The sequence below is a fragment of the Xanthomonas sp. CFBP 7698 genome (assembly GCF_003600855.1).
Lineage (GTDB): Bacteria > Pseudomonadota > Gammaproteobacteria > Xanthomonadales > Xanthomonadaceae > Xanthomonas > Xanthomonas cannabis.
Genome location: NZ_PRDN01000001.1, coordinates 1299909 through 1318452, shown reverse-complemented (window position 1 = coordinate 1318452; position 18544 = coordinate 1299909). Strand labels below are relative to the sequence as shown.

18 protein-coding genes and 1 riboswitch are annotated in these 18544 nt (G+C 66.2%); of the genes, 7 read left to right on the top strand and 11 right to left on the bottom strand.

Features of this window, described 5'->3' with window-relative positions; translation table 11 throughout:
* Positions 1-149: 149 nt before the first annotated feature.
* Positions 150-1040 carry an Hsp33 family molecular chaperone HslO gene (locus XnspCFBP7698_RS05635; protein WP_047697393.1) on the bottom strand — a complete coding sequence of 297 codons (891 nt, stop codon included), beginning with the start codon at positions 1038-1040 and terminating at the stop codon, positions 150-152.
* 75 nt (positions 1041-1115) lie between these two features.
* On the opposite strand from XnspCFBP7698_RS05635, the gene mtgA reads away from it, so the two are divergent.
* The 3 genes from mtgA to XnspCFBP7698_RS05620 are packed head-to-tail and all read left to right on the top strand — an operon-like array spanning position 1116 to position 3290.
* Positions 1116-1853 (top strand): monofunctional biosynthetic peptidoglycan transglycosylase, encoded by a 738-nt coding sequence (gene mtgA, locus XnspCFBP7698_RS05630; RefSeq protein ID WP_104579824.1) that lies wholly within the window; start codon positions 1116-1118, stop codon positions 1851-1853.
* 2 nt (positions 1854-1855) lie between these two features.
* Entirely contained in the window at positions 1856-2902 is a 1047-nt protein-coding gene (locus tag XnspCFBP7698_RS05625) for a glycosyltransferase family 2 protein (RefSeq protein WP_104579823.1), read from the top strand.
* Positions 2862-3290: a CBS domain-containing protein gene (locus XnspCFBP7698_RS05620; RefSeq protein WP_104579822.1), complete on the top strand. Its 429-nt coding sequence runs from the start codon at positions 2862-2864 to the stop codon at positions 3288-3290. The genes XnspCFBP7698_RS05625 and XnspCFBP7698_RS05620 overlap by 41 nt, the downstream gene beginning before the upstream one ends.
* Before the next feature lie 161 nt (positions 3291-3451).
* On the opposite strand, the gene XnspCFBP7698_RS05615 is transcribed toward XnspCFBP7698_RS05620, so the two are convergent.
* From XnspCFBP7698_RS05615 to XnspCFBP7698_RS05600, 4 genes are all read right to left on the bottom strand, one after another.
* Positions 3452-5407, bottom strand: a complete 1956-nt coding sequence (locus XnspCFBP7698_RS05615) for an AsmA family protein (RefSeq protein ID WP_123137291.1) — start codon at positions 5405-5407, stop codon at positions 3452-3454.
* A gap of 54 nt (positions 5408-5461) precedes the next feature.
* Positions 5462-6106, bottom strand: a complete 645-nt coding sequence (locus XnspCFBP7698_RS05610; RefSeq protein WP_039413436.1) for a hemolysin III family protein — start codon at positions 6104-6106, stop codon at positions 5462-5464.
* 75 nt (positions 6107-6181) lie between these two features.
* Positions 6182-7786: a peptide chain release factor 3 gene (locus XnspCFBP7698_RS05605; RefSeq protein ID WP_123137290.1), complete on the bottom strand. Its 1605-nt coding sequence runs from the start codon at positions 7784-7786 to the stop codon at positions 6182-6184.
* A 127-nt stretch (positions 7787-7913) separates the two neighbouring features.
* Positions 7914-8786 (bottom strand): M23 family metallopeptidase, encoded by an 873-nt coding sequence (locus XnspCFBP7698_RS05600; RefSeq protein WP_123137289.1) that lies wholly within the window; start codon positions 8784-8786, stop codon positions 7914-7916.
* A gap of 168 nt (positions 8787-8954) precedes the next feature.
* A riboswitch (SAM riboswitch) is annotated at positions 8955-9075 on the top strand.
* Positions 9076-9146: 71 nt separating this feature from the next.
* On the opposite strand from XnspCFBP7698_RS05600, the gene XnspCFBP7698_RS05595 reads away from it, so the two are divergent.
* Genes XnspCFBP7698_RS05595 through XnspCFBP7698_RS05585 form a run of 3 tightly spaced genes read left to right on the top strand, consistent with a single transcriptional unit; the run spans position 9147 to position 12477 of the window.
* On the top strand, positions 9147-10178 hold the full coding sequence (locus XnspCFBP7698_RS05595; protein ID WP_123137288.1) for a homoserine O-succinyltransferase: 1032 nt from the start codon (positions 9147-9149) through the stop codon (positions 10176-10178).
* Positions 10175-11392 (top strand): O-succinylhomoserine (thiol)-lyase, encoded by a 1218-nt coding sequence (locus XnspCFBP7698_RS05590; RefSeq protein ID WP_104579818.1) that lies wholly within the window; start codon positions 10175-10177, stop codon positions 11390-11392. Before XnspCFBP7698_RS05595 ends, XnspCFBP7698_RS05590 begins: the two co-directional genes overlap by 4 nt.
* The gene (locus tag XnspCFBP7698_RS05585) at positions 11389-12477 is read left to right on the top strand and encodes a homoserine dehydrogenase (protein ID WP_166751949.1); all 1089 of its coding nucleotides are present in this window, start codon (positions 11389-11391) and stop codon (positions 12475-12477) included. The genes XnspCFBP7698_RS05590 and XnspCFBP7698_RS05585 overlap by 4 nt, the downstream gene beginning before the upstream one ends.
* A gap of 341 nt (positions 12478-12818) precedes the next feature.
* Here the strand turns inward: XnspCFBP7698_RS05585 and XnspCFBP7698_RS05580 are convergent, their stop codons facing one another.
* Together XnspCFBP7698_RS05580 and XnspCFBP7698_RS05575 are read right to left on the bottom strand one after the other, a co-directional pair.
* The gene (locus tag XnspCFBP7698_RS05580) at positions 12819-13826 is read right to left on the bottom strand and encodes an alpha/beta hydrolase (RefSeq protein ID WP_199680044.1); all 1008 of its coding nucleotides are present in this window, start codon (positions 13824-13826) and stop codon (positions 12819-12821) included.
* 363 nt (positions 13827-14189) lie between these two features.
* On the bottom strand, positions 14190-15572 hold the full coding sequence (locus XnspCFBP7698_RS05575) for an L-serine ammonia-lyase (protein ID WP_047697415.1): 1383 nt from the start codon (positions 15570-15572) through the stop codon (positions 14190-14192).
* A gap of 86 nt (positions 15573-15658) precedes the next feature.
* On the opposite strand from XnspCFBP7698_RS05575, the gene XnspCFBP7698_RS05570 reads away from it, so the two are divergent.
* On the top strand, positions 15659-15892 hold the full coding sequence (locus XnspCFBP7698_RS05570) for a glutaredoxin family protein (protein ID WP_047697417.1): 234 nt from the start codon (positions 15659-15661) through the stop codon (positions 15890-15892).
* A 93-nt stretch (positions 15893-15985) separates the two neighbouring features.
* Here XnspCFBP7698_RS05570 and XnspCFBP7698_RS05565 read toward each other — a convergent pair whose 3' ends face one another.
* From XnspCFBP7698_RS05565 to XnspCFBP7698_RS05550, 4 genes are all read right to left on the bottom strand, one after another.
* Entirely contained in the window at positions 15986-16561 is a 576-nt protein-coding gene (locus tag XnspCFBP7698_RS05565) for an excalibur calcium-binding domain-containing protein (protein WP_123137287.1), read from the bottom strand.
* 130 nt (positions 16562-16691) lie between these two features.
* A complete protein-coding gene (locus XnspCFBP7698_RS05560) occupies positions 16692-17261 on the bottom strand; it encodes a YceI family protein (RefSeq protein WP_123137286.1) in 570 nt (189 codons plus the stop codon).
* A gap of 9 nt (positions 17262-17270) precedes the next feature.
* A complete protein-coding gene (locus XnspCFBP7698_RS05555; RefSeq protein ID WP_104579758.1) occupies positions 17271-17834 on the bottom strand; it encodes a cytochrome b in 564 nt (187 codons plus the stop codon).
* Positions 17831-18487, bottom strand: coding sequence for a YceI family protein (locus XnspCFBP7698_RS05550; RefSeq protein WP_123137285.1), 657 nt, complete (start codon positions 18485-18487; stop codon positions 17831-17833). Before XnspCFBP7698_RS05550 ends, XnspCFBP7698_RS05555 begins: the two co-directional genes overlap by 4 nt.
* Positions 18488-18544 lie beyond the last annotated feature (57 nt).

Here is an 18544-nt window from a genome sequence, read left to right as displayed (position 1 = left end):
AGCGAGCGGAAGGCGCAGAAGGTGTCGCATACCAGAGATCAGACCCAGGGGCAGTTGTTAAGTTCCCGAGAGCGGGCAGGGAAGATGCTAGGGTGTTTATGATTATTTAACAAGTAGTCACGCTCCCCAGAACGCGCCCGCGATGCTCTCTACTGCAACCGTTCCGGCGCCTGCTGGGAGGGCTGCGCTGCGCTGAAAAGTACGTCCAGCTCGGTCAACGGAAAGTGATACTCACGGCCGCAGAATTCGCAGCGCACCTCTACCTCGCCGGTGTCTTCAGCGGCGGCGCGCGCTTCGGCCTCGCCCAGCGATTGCAGCATCGAAGCCACCCGTTCGCGTGAGCAGGAACAGCCAAAGCTGAGCGGCCTGTTGCCCAGCAGCTGGACATCCTCTTCGTGGAACAGGCGATGCAGCAGGTCCTCACCGGCTACCGACAGCAATTCCGGCGCGCCGAGGGTGTCGAACAGGGCGCCGATGCGGGTCCAGCCATCGTTGTCGCCTTCGTCGCCGGGCAGTTTCTGCAGCAGCAGGCCGGCAGCCTGATCCGGGCCGGCCGCCAGCAGCAGGCGTGTTGGCAGCTGCTCGGACTGCTGGAAGTAGGTTTCGAAGGCTTCGGCCAGATCGGGGGCCTGCAGGCCGACCAGACTCTGGTAGCGCTGCGGCTCGCGCGGGTCCAGGCCGGGGTTCTCGATGGTGATGGCCAATAGTGCGCTCTCGCCCAGCTCGCGCAGGTCGGTGGGAGCATCCGCGCCATCGGCCAACTGCACGATGCCGCGCAAGGTGCCGGCAGCGGTGCATTCGGCAAACAGGGTGCGCAGGGTGTCGTTGCCGCGCAATTGCACCGACAGCCGCCCGTCGACCTTGGTATGGCCGGTAAACAGCGCCGACGCCACCGCCGCTTCGCCCAGCAGCTGGCGTGCCGCCGGGGGGTACTCGGCGGCGCCCTGGATGTCGTGCCAGGCCTGGGTCAGACGCACATGGACACCGCGCACGCCGGCGGCGGGCAGCAGGAAGCGGGAAAGCTGATCGTGATCGGTCATGGAGACATCGGACGTAAGGGACGCCGGTTGCCGGATAATGCGGCAGGCATCGGGATTGAAGGTCGAAGCACACTAATGGGGACGGATGCATTGGATGGCAAGCAGGGTGCGCCCGGGCGGCGCAGGCGCTGGCTGCGCTGGCTACTGGCGGCACCGCTGCTGTTTGCGGCGGCCAGCGTGCTGCAGGTGCTGGTGCTCCGAGTGGTGGATCCACCGGTCAGCAGCATGATGGTGGCTCGCTATCTGGAGGCGTGGGGGGACGGCGACTGGAGTTTTTCGCTGCACCAGCAATGGCGCGACTACGAGAAGATTGCCGCCAGCCTGCCGATTTCGGTGGTGGCTGCAGAAGACCAGCAGTTTCCGATCCACCACGGTTTCGATCTGCAGGCCATCGAGAAGGCGCGCGATCACAACGCGCGCGGCGGGCGGGTGCGTGGCGCCAGCACGATCAGCCAGCAGGTCGCCAAGAACGTGTTTCTGTGGCAAGGCCGCAGCTGGGTGAGAAAGGGGCTGGAGGCCTGGTACACGGTGCTGATCGAACTGCTCTGGCCCAAGCAACGCATTCTGGAGATGTACCTCAACGTGGCCGAGTTTGGCGACGGGGTCTACGGCGCACAGGCAGCTGCGCGGCAGTTCTGGGGCAAGGATGCCGCCGGCCTGTCGGCCGCCGAGTCGGCGCGTCTGGCAGCGGTGTTGCCTTCGCCCCGTCGCTATGACGCACGCCGCCCCGGTGCCTATGTGCAGCGGCGCACGGCCTGGATCCAGCGTCAGGCGCGCCAGCTTGGCGGCGCTGCGTATCTGCAGGCGCCGTGAGCATGCGCAGCCTCGACGCAGCCCAGCCACTGGATGCCGCCGCGCGCCTGACGGTGGTGATCGCGGCCTATAACGAAGAGGCCAGTATTCCGTTGCTGCATCCGCGGCTGTGCGCCGTGCTGGCGGGCCTGCAGGACCTGCAGACCCGTGTGCTGTATGTCGATGACGGCAGTACCGATGGCACCTGGGACGTCGTGCAGGCGCTTGCTCAGGCCGATACGCAGGTGAGCGTGGTGCGGCTGTCGCGTAATTTCGGCAAGGAAGTGGCGGTCTCTGCCGGTCTGGACCATGTGTTGCCGGGCGCGGTGGTGCTGCTCGATGCCGATGGCCAGGACCCGCCGGAGTTGATCCCCGAATTCGTCGCGCTATGGCGTGCTGGATACGACAACATCTTCGGGACGCGGGTGTTCCGCGAAGGCGAGAGCTGGCTCAAGCGCAGCGCAGCGCACGCGTTTTACCGGGTGATCCGGCGCCTGTCGCGCACGCCCATTCCAGCCGATACCGGCGATTTCCGCTTGCTGTCGCCGCGTGTGGTGCAGGCCTTGCAGCAGCTCCGCGAACGCCACCGGTTCATGAAGGGATTGTTCGGCTGGGTGGGATTCCGTCAGGTGGCATTACCGTACCGGCGCGCGCCGCGGCTGTCGGGGCGCAGCAAATTCACCGTGTGGCGGTTGTGGAATTTCGCGCTCGACGGCATCACCAGTTTTTCCACCGTGCCGCTTCGCGCCGCCACCTATCTCGGGCTGCTGACAGCGCTGGCGGCCTTTGTGTTCGGGGCGTGGGTGGTGGTCAAGGCGGCGCTGATGGGCGACCCGGTGGCCGGCTGGCCGACCATGATGTCGGTGATCCTGTTCCTGGGCGGGATCCAGCTGATTGCGTTGGGATTGATCGGCGAATACCTGGGGCGCTTGTATGACGAAGCCAAGCAGCGCCCGCTGTACCTGGTCGATACCCACCACGGCGCGGTGGGAGTAGGCTGCGACGACCAGACCAAGCGCGGAGCGGGCCATGCAGACCGTACGACAGCTGTTGGGGACCAAGCAGGTTGAGGTATTCGCCGTCGCGGCCGATGCCGCGGTGATCGATGCGATCCGGCTGATGGCCGAGAAAGGCATCGGTGCGGTGCTGGTGATGGACGGGCAGCGCCTCGTCGGCATCGTGTCCGAGCGCGATTACGCGCGCAAGGTGGTGCTACGCGATCGGTCGTCATCGACCACCAGCGTTGCCGAAATCATGAGCACTGAAGTGGTGACGGTTTCGCCATCGGACTCGGTGGAGCGTTGCATGCAGCTGATGACCGACGGGCGCTTTCGGCATCTGCCGGTGGTCGAAAACGGCCGCGTGCAGGGCGTTGTCTCGATCGGCGATCTGGTCAAGGCGGTGATCGAGACCCAGCAGCGCGATATCGATCAATTGCAGCGTTATATCGCCAGCTGATCCCGCTGCGTTGTCGCGGTCGAAGCAGCTTGAACGCCTGAGGCGTGCTGCTGATTGGCGGCGTATCTGACGATGGCAGCGTGGCACCGGGCGTGGCTTGCATCGCCCGGTTGCAGGCAGATGTCGTGACGACGACTGTGCCGCCGTCCGTTTGCTCGCTGTTACTGCGCGTACTTGCCGCCGCAATCGCTGTCCTGCCCCGGGCCGGGCTCGAAGGTCGCCAGCAGCGCCGCCGGCGGCGCAATGCTGCCCAGCGCCACGGCAATGGCGCCGCGGACACCAAGTGCCTTGAAATCCGGGCGGAAGCTGGGGTCTTTGAAGGTGCCGGCAATGCGCAGCGGCGAGCGCAGGCTCAGGATGCTGCGGTCCTTGGGGCGCGGGCGCAGCAGCAGGTCGAGCGTCTCGTTCTTGAGGCTGATGGTGCCCTCGCCGACGATGATGGTGTCGGTGCTGTCGAAGGCCAATGCGCGCGATTGCATCAGGCCGTCCTGCACGCCGAAGTCGCCGAAGATGCAGCGCACCGGAATCTGGCGGTCCTTGGTGACCAGGTATTTCAGCGATTCGGCAATGTCCAGACCCGCCAGTTCCATGATCAGGTTGCCCACATGGCCGCGTCCCATGCCAACGCCGATCGAGCCGTCGGCAGTACCGAGCATTGCAGCGATCGAGTTGCCGCGACCGCGCAGGTCCAGCTCGCCGCCGATCGCACCGGAGGCCTGCTTGGCGAGCGTGGCATCGGGGAACAACTGGTCCAGGCGGATGCCACGAATGCCGGCTTTCAGCTGGGTCGTAATGACCTCGTTGCGCGCATCCATGCGGATGGTGGAGCGGATGTCACCACCGGCAACGCCGAAGTTGAGCGGGTCCAGCTGCAACAAACCGTCCTTCAGCTTCAGCGTCGCATCCATGTCGTCCAGTGGCCAGGAGGGCGCATTGATGCGCTGCGCGCGCCAACGCACCTGCGCATCCATGGCGCGCAGCTTGGACAGGTCATAGGGCGTGGTGGGCAGGACGCGCGCGCTGGCGGCCAGTTGCGCGGCCTGCTTCTTTTGCTCGGCGTTGGCCGACTCGTTGGCACCGGTCTTGGGCGGTGCACCGACGAAACCGGCCAGATCGTCGAAATCCAGTCGCTTGGATGCCAGGTCGGCGCGCAACAGTGGACGCTTGTTGCGCAGGTCCACTTCGGCAGTGCCGGACAGGTCGCTGTCGCCAGCGGTGCCGGTGAACTTTTCGTAGCGCCACACGTCGCCGTCGCGGCGCAGGCGGCCGTCGAGGGTGTAGGGCGGTGTGGACGGCATGGCGACGCCGGTCAGGGGATACAGGTCTTCCATGTCCTGGCCGCTGAGCGCCATCTGCAGGTCGAACACCCGGAACTGGAATGGATTGGTCAAGGTGCCGCGCACATGCGTACGGGTGGCGCCAGCGCTGCCGCGTAGATCGATGCGGAAGGGGTGTTCGCTCTGGCTCAGCTCCAGCGGCGAGGCGGTATCGCCCTTCAACGTAAAGGGGTAGCCCTTCCAGCGGCCCTTGCCATCGATGCCGATCGGTGCGGCGCGCTGGTCGCTGCTAGGCGGTGCAAGGCTGTTGATTGCCACGTCGATGTCCGAGCGGTTGGCATCGTCAACGTATTGCAGCCACCCGTTGTTGACCAACAGACGGCCCAGGCGCGGCATGCTGCCGTCGCCATCGTTCTGGTCGAACACCCAATTGCCCGGATGCGCGTCGTTGCCGGCTTCCAGTAGAACGGACGGTTGCTCGAGGCGAATCTCTGGCAGGCGCACCTTGCCGCGTAGCAGCGGCCATAGCTCGACATCGATCTCGACAGCATTCACTTCGGCCATTGCGCCACGCTTGGACCAGGATGCATTGCCCAGCCGCATGCGCTCGCCGCGAACGGTGGTGGTGCGGCCCAGGTCCACATCCAGGTGCCCCAGCCGAAACTCGCGTCCGGTCTTGGCGCTGACCACGCGTTCGACCGGGCCGCGGAGCCAGTTCCAGTCGAACACCAGCACGAAGATCACGATGATGGCGGCAACGATGCCGGACCCGATCAGCCAGCGGCGGCGACGCGGTGAGCGGGAGGTGTGGGTAGGAGCGGCAGGGGTCACGTTGTTCACGTGCGCATGGTTGGCGATGCCTCGTGCACGGGGCGCGAACGCGCCACGCCGCCATCACACCACCTGTTCGATCACCGCAACGAAGTGGCAAGCGCTACCGGCAAGCACGAACAGGTGCCAGATGGCATGGAAGTAGCGCTGCGTATCGCGTTGATAGAAGTACGTTCCAAGGGTGTAGAAGAGCCCGCCGGCCAGCAGCCAGCACAGCGACCAGGTGTCGACCGAGGCAAGCAGGGGCTGGATCGCCACGATGATCAGCCAGCCCATCGCCAGATACAGGATGGTCGACAGCAACCGGAAGCGCCCGGTAAAAAACAGCTTGAAGATCACGCCTGCCGCGGCAATCGTCCAGATCGCGGCGAACAGGCCCCAGCCCCAGGGGCCGCGCAGATTGATCAGCGTAAACGGGGTGTAGGTGCCGGCGATCAACAGATAGATCGCGCAGTGATCGAGCACCTGCAGGCGCGCCTTGGCGCCTGGATGCGGAATGGCATGGAACAGTGTGGAGGCGACGTAGAGCAGCACCAGCGTGGCACTGAACACGATGGAGGTGGCCAATTGCCAGCCATCGCCATAGATGGCGGCCAGGGTGATCAGCACCGAGCCGCCCGCCAGGGCGGCGATGGCACCCAGGCCGTGGGTCACGGCACTGGCAATTTCGTCGCGCAGGTCGGTCGAGGGGGAAGCGTCTGCATTCATGCCAAAAAGGTACCGCAACTGCGCGCAATTCGCATTGCAGGCAGTAGCGTACGCTTGCGAAAGTTCAAGCGCGGGTCAATCGACTGCCTTGGCATGCGCATGTTCGCGGGTGGCCGAGAAGCGCACGTCCGGTGCGCGTTCCTGCGCGAGCTGCAGGTTGACGCGGGTCGGTGCCAGGTAGACCAGCTCGCCGGCCGCATCGATGGCCAGGTTGCCGGCATTCTTTTCGCGGAATTCCTCCAGCTTCTTGGCATTGGCGCAATGCACCCAGCGTGCGGTGGTGATGCTCACCGGCTCGAAGATCGCATCCACGCCGTATTCGTCCTTGAGGCGGTAGGCCACCACGTCGAACTGCAGCACGCCCACGGCGCCGAGAATCAGGTCGTTGCTCATCAATGGGCGGAAGAACTGGGTGGCGCCTTCTTCGGACAGCTGCGCCAGGCCCTTCTGCAATTGCTTGAGCTTGAGTGGATCACGCAGGCGCGCGCGGCGGAACAGTTCCGGCGCGAAGTTCGGGATGCCGGTGAACGACAGCGATTCGCCTTCGGTGAATGTGTCGCCGATGGAAATGGTGCCGTGGTTGTGGATGCCGATGACATCGCCCGGCCAGGCTTCGGCAGCAATCTCGCGGTCGGAGGCCATGAAGGTCAGCGCGTTGGCGAGTTTGAGGTCCTTGCCGCTACGCACGTGCAGGGCTTTCATGCCGGCGGTGAACTTGCCCGAGCACACGCGCATGAACGCCACGCGGTCGCGATGCTGCGGGTCCATGTTGGCCTGGATCTTGAACACGAAGCCGCTGAGCCTGGCCTCGGTCGCTTCGACGCGGCGGCCGGTGGTGTCGCGTGCCTGCGGCGGCGGCGCGTGTTCGACGAAGAAGTCCAGCAGCGGCTGCACACCGAAGTTGTTGACGCCCGAGCCGAAGAACACCGGCGTCTGCTGACCGGCGCGATAGGCCTCCAGGTCGAACGGATTGCTTGCGCCCTGCACCAGCTCCAGCTCATCGCGCAGCTCGGCCAGCATCTGCTCGCCGATCTTTTCGGCCAGGCCGGGTGCATCCAGCGACGGAAAGATGGTCGAGTCCTGACGGGTGAAGTTGCGCCCCTGTTCGTACAGATGCACCTCTCCGGTGATCAGGTGCACCACGCCCTTGAGGCGCTGGCCCATGCCGATCGGCCAGGTGACCGGCGCGCACTGGATGCCGAGCACGGTTTCCACTTCATCCAGCAGCTCGATCGGGTTCTTGCCCTCGCGATCGAGCTTGTTGATGAAGGTCATGATGGGGGTGTCGCGCAGGCGGCAGACTTCCATCAGCTTGATGGTGCGTTCTTCAACGCCCTTGGCCACGTCGATCACCATCAGCGCCGAGTCCACCGCGGTGAGCACGCGGTAGGTGTCCTCGCCGAAGTCGGCATGGCCGGGGGTGTCGAGCAGGTTGACGATCTTGCCCTCGTACGGGAACTGCATCACCGAGGAGGTCACCGAGATGCCGCGCTCCTTTTCCAGCGCCATCCAGTCCGAGGTGGCGTGGCGTGCGGCCTTGCGGCCCTTCACCGAGCCGGCCATCTGGATCGCGCCGCCGAACAGCAGCAGCTTTTCGGTCAGCGTGGTCTTGCCGGCATCGGGATGGGAAATGATGGCGAAGGTGCGGCGGCGCGCGGCTTCGTTGGAGACTTCGGACATGGGCTGGGCGCGCCCGGTCGGACGCCTGCGGAAACTGAGGAAGCCGATGATTATAGCGGCTTCGGCGGGCAGGCCCTGCCGGGTGATCTGCCGAAGCCGGGTGAGTCGCCGCCAGGTGCAAGGCCGCTCAGGGGGCGGGGGAGGGAAACTGCAGTTCGCCTTGCGGGCCCAGCATGCGGAACGGCACCGACACCAGCTGCAGGCCTGCGTTGCGTTGCACCGAAAAGTGCAGGTGCGCACCGGTGCTGTAGCCGGTATTGCCGGAGGTACCCAGCCGCTGGCCGCTGCCGACGCGCTGGCCGGCGCCCATTTCCACCCCGTTCGGAGCCAGATGGGCGTACAGCGCCATGCTGCCGTCGGCGTGCAGCACCCGCACCAGGTTGCCGCCGCCGGCACGCGGGTCGTGCGCACGGCCCTCGCTCACGTCCTGGCGCACCTCCATGATCACGCCCTCGCGCGCCGCCAGTACCGGCGTGCCCTGCGGCAGGGCGAAGTCCACGGCGTACCAGTTGGGCAGATCCGCGTGGCTGAACTGGCCGCCAAACCCCTGATCCACCAGGATCGGCACGTCGCGGAACGGCAGTTGGTAGTGCACCGGTTGGGGCTGGGCGCGCGGATCGCCGGGGACGAGGTCCAGCTTGAGGCCCAGCCCGTCCAGCGTGCGTTGGTTGCTGGCCGGATACAGCCGCGTGAGCAGGCGACGCTCGCGTGCGGCCAGCGACAGGGTCTGCGGCAGCTGCGGCACGGCGCGATAGTCGTCGGTGGGTGGCGCACTCAGGCGCACTTGCGCCGGCCCGTCCAGCGGATTGGTCACCCACGCCAGATAGACCGGCGCCTGCCATTCCAGCTGCAGGGCAGGACCGGCGCCGGTCGGGGCAGCGCCAGTCGGCGCCGGGATGGCCGCCGCCGGCTTCATGGTCGCATCGCTGCCCCAATGCCAGCGCTGCTGCGCTTGGACAGGCAGTGCAGCGCTCAGCAAGGCGGCCAGCCACACCGCCATACGCACGGGCGAACACGGGTAAGAAACGCGGTGAGGCACGCGATTGGCTTGGACGAGTGGGGGCGCAAGTATGCCGCCCATCACAGTGCCGGGTGGTATCGGATGAAAATATATCTTTCCATCCGCATGAAGAGATTGACATCGCACAAGGCCGGTGGCATCTTTGCCTCACCATCGAGACCGGCGGAGGGACAGGCCCTTTGATGCCGGGGCAGCCAGCGGAGCGCGCAAGCGCCCGCGTTTGGTGCCAAATCCTGCGGGGACCTTCGCGTCCGCCGAAAGATGGTTCGACTCGTGCCTTCCGCACGTCGAACGCGAGCTCCCGCGAAGCTCGATGGCCGATCCACCCCGGATATCGCCATGAGCCTCGTGACCACAGCATCGCCAACTACCACTGATTATCCAGATACCCACGCCGCCGAGATCGACGGCCCGCTCGCTGTGCGCGGCGACATCGCCGTGTCCTTGCCGATGCGCCATGCCGGCATGCGCGAGGTGCGCCTGCGCTACGAGTTGATCGGTGCCGCCACTGCGCCGGTGGTGTTCGTGGCCGGCGGCATCTCGGCGCACCGGCATCTGGCCGCCAGCGAGGTCTTTGCGGAGAAGGGCTGGGTTGAGGGTCTGGTGGGCGCGGGCCGTGCACTGGACCCGGCGCGGCGCCGGTTGCTGGCATTCGATTTTCTTGGCGCCGATGGCACGCTGGATGCGCCGATCGATACCGCCGACCAGGCCGACGCGATTGCCGCGTTGCTGGATGCGCTGGGTATCGCGCGTCTGCACGGCTTTGTCGGTTATTCGTACGGTGCGCTGGTCGGCCTGCAGTTTGCCACCCGTCATTCCGGCCGCGTGGGCACCTTGATTGCAGTGAGCGGGGCGCATCGTGCGCATCCGTATGCGGCCGCCTGGCGCGCATTGCAGCGTCGCGCGGTGGCGCTCGGCCAGTTGCAATGCGCGGAGCATCACGGGCTGGCGCTGGCACGGCAGTTCGCCATGCTCAGCTACCGCACGCCGGAAGAATTCAGCGAACGCTTCGACGCGCCGCCGGAAGTGATCAATGGCCGTGTGCGTGTGGCGGCCGAAGATTATCTGGATGCCGCCGGCGCACAGTACGTGGCGCGCACGCCTGTCACCGCTTACCTGCGCCTGTCCGAATCGATCGACCTGCACCGCATCGAGCCGGCGCAGGTGCGAGTGCCCACCGTCGTGGTGGCGGTGGAAGGCGACCGTCTGGTGCCGCTGGCCGACCTGGTCAGCCTGGTCGAAGGCCTGGGCCCGCGCGGCAGCCTGCGCGTGTTGCGTTCGCCGTATGGGCATGACGCCTTCCTGAAAGAAATCGATCGCATCGACGCGATCCTCACTACTGCCCTTCGCAGCACCGGAGAAACCGCATGAGCTTTCGTGACCCTGCCGACGCCCCTTGTACCGCCGCTACCGCCGCCGTGCGCGCAGGCATCGACCGCGATACCGCCTACGGTGCGGTGACCCCACCGATCGTGCTGTCGTCGAACTTTTCCTTCGACGGGTTCGGCAACAAGCGCCAGTACGACTACACCCGCAGCGGCAATCCCACCCGCGACCTGCTTGGCGAAGCGCTGGCCGAACTGGAAGGCGGCGCGGGCGGGGTGATCACCTCCACCGGCATGGGCGCGATCAACCTGGTGCTCAACGCGGTGCTGCAGCCCGGCGACACACTGGTGGTGCCGCACGATGCCTACGGCGGCAGCTGGCGCCTGTTCAATGCGCTGGCCAAGAAAGGCCACTTCGCGCTGATCACCGCCGACCTCACCGATCCGCGTTCGCTGGCCGATGCGTTGGCGCAATCGCCCAAGCTGGTGCTGATCGAAACCCCGTCCAATCCGCTGCTACGCATCACCGATCTGCGCTTTGTCATCGAAGCGGCGAAGAAGGTCGGTGCGTTGACCGTTGTGGACAACACCTTCCTGTCGCCGGCGCTGCAGAAGCCGCTGGAATTCGGTGCCGACCTGGTGCTGCATTCCACCACCAAGTACATCAATGGCCATAGCGACGTGGTGGGTGGCGCGGTGGTGGCACGCGATGCCGAGCTGCATCAGCAGCTGGTGTGGTGGGCCAACGCGCTGGGCCTGACCGGCTCGCCGTTCGATGCCTTTCTCACCTTGCGCGGCCTGCGCACACTGGACGCGCGACTGCGCGTGCACCAGGAAAACGCCGATGCGATCGCTGCATTGCTGGATGGGCACGCGGTGGTCAACCAGGTGTATTTCCCGGGACTGGCGGCGCATCCGGGCCATGCGCTGGCCGCGCGCCAGCAGAAGGGCTTTGGCGCGATGATGAGTTTCGAATTGAACGGCGGCGAAGCGGCGGTGCGCGCGTTTGTCGATGGATTGCGCTATTTCACCCTGGCCGAGTCGCTGGGCGGGGTGGAAAGCCTGATCGCGCATCCGGCCTCGATGACGCACGCGGCGATGACCGCCGAAGCGCGCGCTGCGGCCGGAATTTCCGATGGGTTGCTGCGGTTGTCGATCGGCATCGAATCGGCCGAAGACCTGCTGATCGATCTACGCGCCGGTCTGGCGCGCGCCGAGGCCACCCTGACCACCGACACCCGCAAACAGGTCGACGCGTGAGCAGCGTGCTGCCCGAGTCGCGTCGTGCATCGGCTGCATCGGTGACCCCGACCCCACGCCTGGCCCTGCTGGGTACCGGCACCGTGGGCCGTGCCTTCGTGACGCGCTACACCGCGTTGCAGCAGCGGCAGCTCCGGCTGCCGCGCTTCGACTGGCTGGCCAATTCGCGCATTGCCCACGACTGTGGCGTAAGTGCGGAACAGGCGCTGCAGCAGGCCAATGCCGCCCCGCGCGGGCAGGCGGTGTTGCAGCCCTGGGCAGAAACGGTGGCGCTGCGCGCCGGCGATGTGCTGGTGGACGCGACCGCCAGCGACGTGGTGGCCGACTGGCATGTGGAATGGCTGGGCCGCGGCGTCCACGTGGTCACCGCCAACAAGTTGGGCCAGGGCACGGCATTGGCGCGTGCGCAGGCGCTGCAGGCCGCGCGCCATGCCACCGGCGCGCATTACGGCGACAGCGCCACCGTGGGCGCCGGCCTGCCGGTGTTGAGCAGCGTGCGTGCGCTGGTGGCGGGCGGCGACCATATCCATTCGATCGAAGGTGTGTTGTCGGGATCGTTGGCATGGCTGTTTCACCGGTACGACGGCAGTGGTGGGTTTTCCGGCTGCGTGCGTGAAGCGGTGGCAGCCGGCTATACCGAGCCGGATCCGCGCATCGACCTGTCTGGCGAAGACGTGCGACGCAAGCTGTTGATCCTGGCACGCGCGGCCGGTTGGCAGCTGGAGGCCGAGCAGGTGCATGTGGAATCGCTGGTGCCTGCCGGCCTCGCCAACGTGCCGTTGGGCGAACTGCATGCGCACCTGGAGGCGCTGGATGCCGGGCTTGGTGCGCGCTGGCAGCAGGCGCGCGCCGCAGGGCGCTGCCTGCGCTTTGTCGGCCGGGTGGACGCGCATGGCGCAAGCGTAGGCCTGCGGGAGCTGGCGCTGGATCACCCGCTGGCAGGTGGTGCCGGCACCGACAATCGTGTCGCCATCAGCAGCGATCGCTATCGCGCGCAGCCGTTGCTGATCCAGGGACCGGGCGCGGGTGCCGAGGTAACGGCGGCCGCGTTGCTGGATGACGTGTTGCGGATCGTGGCCGGGTAGCTGGTTGAGAAAGCGGGGCGGCGCCGGCTCTCCTTGTGGTTCTTCGTCGGTGCGCATGCGGTTGATGGCGTCATTTACTGCGCGGATGACCTGATTGCACGCCGCGATTGCAAGCGTCTCCAGCAGCAGCTCGCCGGTACGCGAGCTCTTGCTTTCAAGGACGCGTTGGTCATGCCAGTGGTCTTGCCGCCGGTGCTTCTTACCGCGTCGCCGCCTTTACTGCGCGGATGACCTGGTTGCACGCCGCGATTGCAAGCGTCTCCAGCAGCCGCTCGCCGGTACGCGAGCTGTTGCTTTCAAGGACGCGTTGGTCATGCAAGTGGTGTTGCCGCCGGTGCTGCTTACCGCGTCACCGCCTTGAGTAACGCGGCATTGAAGCGTGTTGGGTCCTGCACCTGCGGCGAATGTCCCAGGTCGGCGAATTCGACCAGTGTCGCATTCGGAATTGCGGCCGCCGCGCGCTTGCCCAGCGTGGTGTAATCGCCGACGCGCGCCTTGACCTGCGGCGGTGCGGTGTTCTTGCCGATGGCGGTACGGTCCTTGAGGCCGATGAACAGCGTGGTCGGCACCGCCAGTTTTGGCAGTTCGTAGACCACCGGTTGGTTGAACACCATGTCGTAGGTCAGTGCCTGATTCCAGGCGACCGCCTGCTTGCCGCTGCCCAGCGACATGCCGGCCTGCATGCGCGCCCAGCGCTCAAATTCCGGCTTCCATTGGCCGGCGTAGTACACGTCCATCTGGTACTTCTTGATCCGCTCGAAGCTGGTTTTCAGTTCGTTGTCGTACCAGGCGTCGACGCTGCGCCAGGGGATGCCTTCGACTTTCCAGTCTTCCAGGCCGATGGGGTCGACCAGCGCCAGATGTTCGGTGGCTTGCGGGTACATCAGCGCATAGCGAATCGCCAGCATGCCGCCCATCGAATGGCCGACCACCACCGCACGTTCGATGCCGAGCTTGGTCAACAGCGCATGCGTGTTGTCGGCCAGTTGCGCAAACGAGAACTGGTAGGCCGCCGGTTTGCTGGATTTGCAGAAACCGATCTGGTCCGGTGCGATCACGCGGTAGCCGGCCTTGCTCAGGGCCGCGATGGTGGTTTCCCAGGTGGCGGCGCAGAAATTCTTGCCATGCAGCAGCACCGCGGTGCGGCCATTGGGTGTGCCGGTTGGCGCAACATCCAGGTAGGCCATTTCAAGCGACTGCTGTTGCGAGGTGAACGCGTAGGTCTTGACCGGGTGCGGGTAGTCGAAGCCTTCCAGGCGCGGGCCATAACTGGCTTCCTGCGCCATCAGCGGACTGCAGGCCAGGGCGAGCGTGAGGGTGCAAGCGCGCTTTTGCATCGTGATCTCCATCCGAATCCAGCCTGTGACGGTACAGCCGGAGATGTGGTGGGGACGTACAGCCGGGTAACGTTTGGCGGGCGCTGCCGGCGCGTTGCTGGCGATGGCGCGGGTGACCAGTGCGGGCGCCGATGCCTGTTGCCCTCATCCGCGCTTCGCGCACCTTCTCCCGCGTGCGGGAGAAGGGGAGTGGATCGGTTCGCGCGAGGTGTTTTCGTGATTCGAGCTGTGCGCCCCTCTCCTGCTTGCGAGACAGGGGCCTTACATCAACGCGCGCCTGGCAAACCTTTTGCCTGGAGATCGGCGCGCATCTGTGTGGCGGATTGTTTCGACACTCCAAGCGCTCACTCGGTGCCACTCTCGCTCACGACTGACTCAACATTCGATGACGTTTACCGCCAGGCCGCCGCGGCTGGTTTCCTTGTACTTGTCCTGCATGTCGCGGCCGGTGTCGCGCATGGTCTTGATGACCTTGTCCAGCGATACCTTGTGCTTGCCGTCGCCGCGCATGGCCATGCGGCTGGCGTTGATGGCCTTCACCGCGCCCATTGCGTTGCGCTCGATGCACGGGATCTGCACCAGCCCGCCGATCGGGTCGCAGGTCAGGCCGAGATTGTGCTCCATGCCGATTTCGGCGGCATTTTCGATCTGCCCTGGGTTGCCGCCGAGTGCGGCAACCAGGCCACCGGCGGCCATCGAGCAGGCTACGCCCACTTCGCCCTGGCAGCCGACTTCGGCGCCGGAAATCGAGGCGTTTTCCTTGTAGAGGATGCCGATGGCCGCGGCGGTGAGCAGGAAATCGAAAATGCGTTGCTCGGAGGCGCCGGCGCAGAACCGGTCGAAGTAATGCAGTACGGATGGAATGATGCCGGCCGCGCCGTTGGTGGGCGCGGTGACCACGCGCCCGCCGGCCGCGTTTTCTTCGTTGACCGCGAGCGCATACAGGTTGACCCAGTCCAGCGTGGTCAACGGATCGCGCATGGCCGCTTCGGGTTTGGACGAGAGTTCGCGGTATAGCGCTGGTGCGCGGCGCGAGACGTTCAGGCCGCCCGGTAGCGTGCCTTCCTCGCGGATGCCGCGCGCCACGCAGGACTGCATTGCACTCCATAGCTCGCGCAGGCCTGCACGAATCTCGTCCTCGCTGCGCCAGCTTTTTTCGTTCTCGAACATCAGCGCGGCGATGCTCAGGCCGCTGCGTGCGCATTGCGCGAGCAATTCGTCGCCACTGAGGAATGGGTAGGGCAGCGGCGTCTCGTCGGCCACGATGCGGTCGTCGGCAGCGTCGTCCTGATTGACCACAAAACCGCCACCCACCGAGTAGTAATCGCGCGTGGCGATCACCGCCTCATTGGCGTCGTAGGCGGTAAAGCGCATGCCGTTGGTGTGGTACGGCAGCTTCTGCCGCTTGTTCATCGGCAGGTCGCGCTTTTCGTCGAAGCCAATCGCGTGCTGGCCCATCAGGGTGATGCGCTTGCTGGTGCGGATGCGCTCCAGCGTGGCGGGGATGATGTCCGGATCGATCAGGTTCGGGCGATGGCCTTCCAGCCCGAGCAGCACCGCCTTGTCGGTGCCATGGCCGCGGCCGGTCAGGGCCAGCGAGCCAAACACTTCGGCACGGATGCGCACCACGTCCTGCAGGCGCCCGGCATCGAGCAGCCACCGGTGCACGAAGCGCTCGGCGGCACGCATCGGCCCCACGGTGTGAGAGGAACTCGGACCGATACCGATCTTGAACAGGTCGAACGTGCTGACAGCCATGCGTGCCGGAGAGGTGAGCGTAAAGCCGGCTATTCTAGTCGCTCGACGATTGCGGCACGGCTGCAGCGCAACATGAGACCTGTCCGGTGGCTCTGACCCTGTACCAGCGCGACGATTGCCATCTATGCGACCAGGCGGTGGAAGTGCTGGCGCAGGCGCGCGCGGGCGAGTTCGGCAGCGTGTTCATCGACGACGATGTGGCGCTGGAGTCCGCTTACGGTGCGCGGGTGCCGGTGCTGCGCGATGCCCGCGGACGCGAGCTGGCGTGGCCGTTCGATGTACCCACGCTACGGGCGTGGCTGCAGGGCGCCGGCAGCTGAGCCAGCCGATCCGGCGCCTCAACGATCTGCAGGTGGCAGCGCAAGGGGCGACGGCGAAGCTGGTTGACGGCGAGGCCGGCCAGTCTGCTCGCGTCAGCGGCACCACTGGTCTTCGCAAGGCACGCCGTCGCCGTCGCCATCCATCCGGGTGTCGGGGCAATGCTGCAGTACGTACCTGGCATCGGCGCAGGAGGTCATCTGCGAGCAATGCGTGCGTCCTGCGCAGCTGAACTGCGGCGATGCCGCAGCGGCGGTCGCTGGTACGCGTGACGGTGCGGGTGTCTGGTCGGGGACCGCTGTTGGTGCAACCAGGTCGGCCAGCCGATCGCGCTGCTGATAGGCCACTGCGCCGCCACCGACCAGCAGCATGAGCAGCAGCACCTTGCCCAGGCTCAGCCCTTGTGCGGGATTGGCGGGCGAGGCCGCGCGTGGCGCGGAGCGGACGGGTCCGGCGCCATGCCCAGCGGCGCGCATGATGCGCACTGCGCGGCGGCGGCCGTCGGGACCCGGTTCCGTTTCGAAGGAGATCAACTCGCCCACGCGCGGCGGCTCCGGGCTGCGTGGGAATGCGGAGACATGCACGAACACGTCATCCCCGGCGTGGGCGGGCGTGATGAAGCCGAACCCACGGTCGGTATTCCAGCGGGTCAAGGTTCCGTGGGTGCGCATCGTCGGCGTCCTGAAGTGGTGGCCGAGTCTAGCTGTCTTACGGTGTCATCCAACGTATGGGCAAAAAAAAGCGGCGGACCCGACGAGTGGCCCGCCGCTCAGTGGCCGCGTCCGGTTGCGGCCTGCGGCGTTACTTCGCCTTCAACACGACCTTGGTGCTGATCGCGGTCTCGTTGGGGATGGTCTTGGTGTCGGCCCAGTCGCCGCCGCCCACGCCGAAGTCCAGCCGCTTGACCATCGCCTTGCCGGCCAGCACCGGCTGCGCGCCGGGGGTCCAGGTGAAGGTGAGCGTGACCGGCTTGCTGACGCCGCGCAGTTCCAGGGTGCCGTCGGCGGCGTACTGGTTGCCGCCCAGGGCGCGGAACTTGTCGGCGCGATAGCGTGCGGTGGCGAACTTGGCGACATTGAAGAAATCCGGCCCCTGCAGGGTCGAGTCGCGGTCGTTGTTGCCGCTGATCGCGCCGGCCAGCGGAATGCGCACATCGAGCTTGGCACCGGCGAGATTGGCCGGATCGAAACTCAGCGTGGTGTCGAAGCCGGGAAATTTGCCGGTGAACACTTCCCCGTCGTACTTGCTGGCGAATACCAGGGTCGAGCCAGGGGCCTGCACGTACTCGGCGGCGGATACCGGCGCAGCGGCGAAGGTGGCAACCAGCGAGGCGGCGACCAGCAACGGAGAGGCAAACAACTTGGACGTCATGGGAATTCCTCAGGATTTGGGGGAGAGCCAACCGCGCGGCAGCATCCGCGACAGGGTGGCATCACGCTGGAACAGATGGTGGTACAGCGCAGCGCCGGCGTGCGCCATCACCACGGCAATCAGCAGCCAGAAGCCCCACTCGTGGATGGCGTGGGAGGTGGCGCGTAGTTGCTCGTCCGGCGCGCTGAGCTTGGGCACCGGGAACAGGCCGAACCACCGGAACGGACGCAGGCCGCTGCTGGAGTCGTATAGCCAGCCGGACAGCGGCAGGGCGAAGATCATGGCGTACAGCAGCCAGTGGGTCAGCCCGGCGATGCGCTCCTGCCAGCGCGGCGTGCCTGCCACCGGTGGCGGCGCCCCCGCATGGAGCCGCCAGCCCAGCCGTACGATCACCAGTGCCAGCACGGTCAGTCCGAGCGACTTGTGCGCGGTGTAGACCCAGAAATATTTCGGTGTCTTTGGCAGCTCGCCCATGCTCAGGCCAACGATGCCCAGGACCAGAATCAGACCTGCGATCAACCAGTGCAGGGTCTGGCTGATGCCGCCCCAGCGTTCGATGTTCTTCAGGCTCATGTGCCGGATTCCTGGCTGGCGGGCGGTGCTGGGGAGGTGGCGGGCGGTGGGGCCGCGTCATCGTCGGCGCGTCCTTCGCGGACGGCTTCGGCTTCGATGCGCAGTTCGACCGTGTCGCCGATCATCGATTTCCACGCATCCACGCCGAACGCCGCACGGCTCAGCGTGGCCGTGGCCGAGAACCCGGCGGTGCGGCGGAACGGTGGCAGCGGGTGGCGTTTGAGCGCATTGAGGGTGACGTCCAGGGTCACGGGGCGGGTGACGCCGCGCAAGGTCAGGTTGCCGGTGACCCTGGCACGGTTCTCACCGCTGGTTTCCACGTGCGTGGAGACGAAATGCGCGTCGGGGAACCGCTCGGCATCGAGTAGGTTGCGTGCCAGGGTGGCCTGGTTCCATTTGGCATCGCCCAGGTCGGCGCGCTGCAGCGGCACAGTGACGTCCAGCCGCGCCGACGCCCAGTCTTCGGGGTCGAACACCAGCGTGCCGCTGCTACCGGACACGGTGCCCAACGCCTTGGAAAACCCGGCATGTTCGACCGCGAACAGCACCCGGGTGTGCACCGGGTCCAGTGCATAACGCACCGGCGCGGCGGTAGCGGCCAGGCTGGTCAATGCCAGGGCGGGAAGGAGCAGCAGGCGGGCAAGAGGCGTCATGGGCGGATTCTAGACACATCCCGGCGGCACGCGCGCGGCTTGCGCTTGCAACGATCC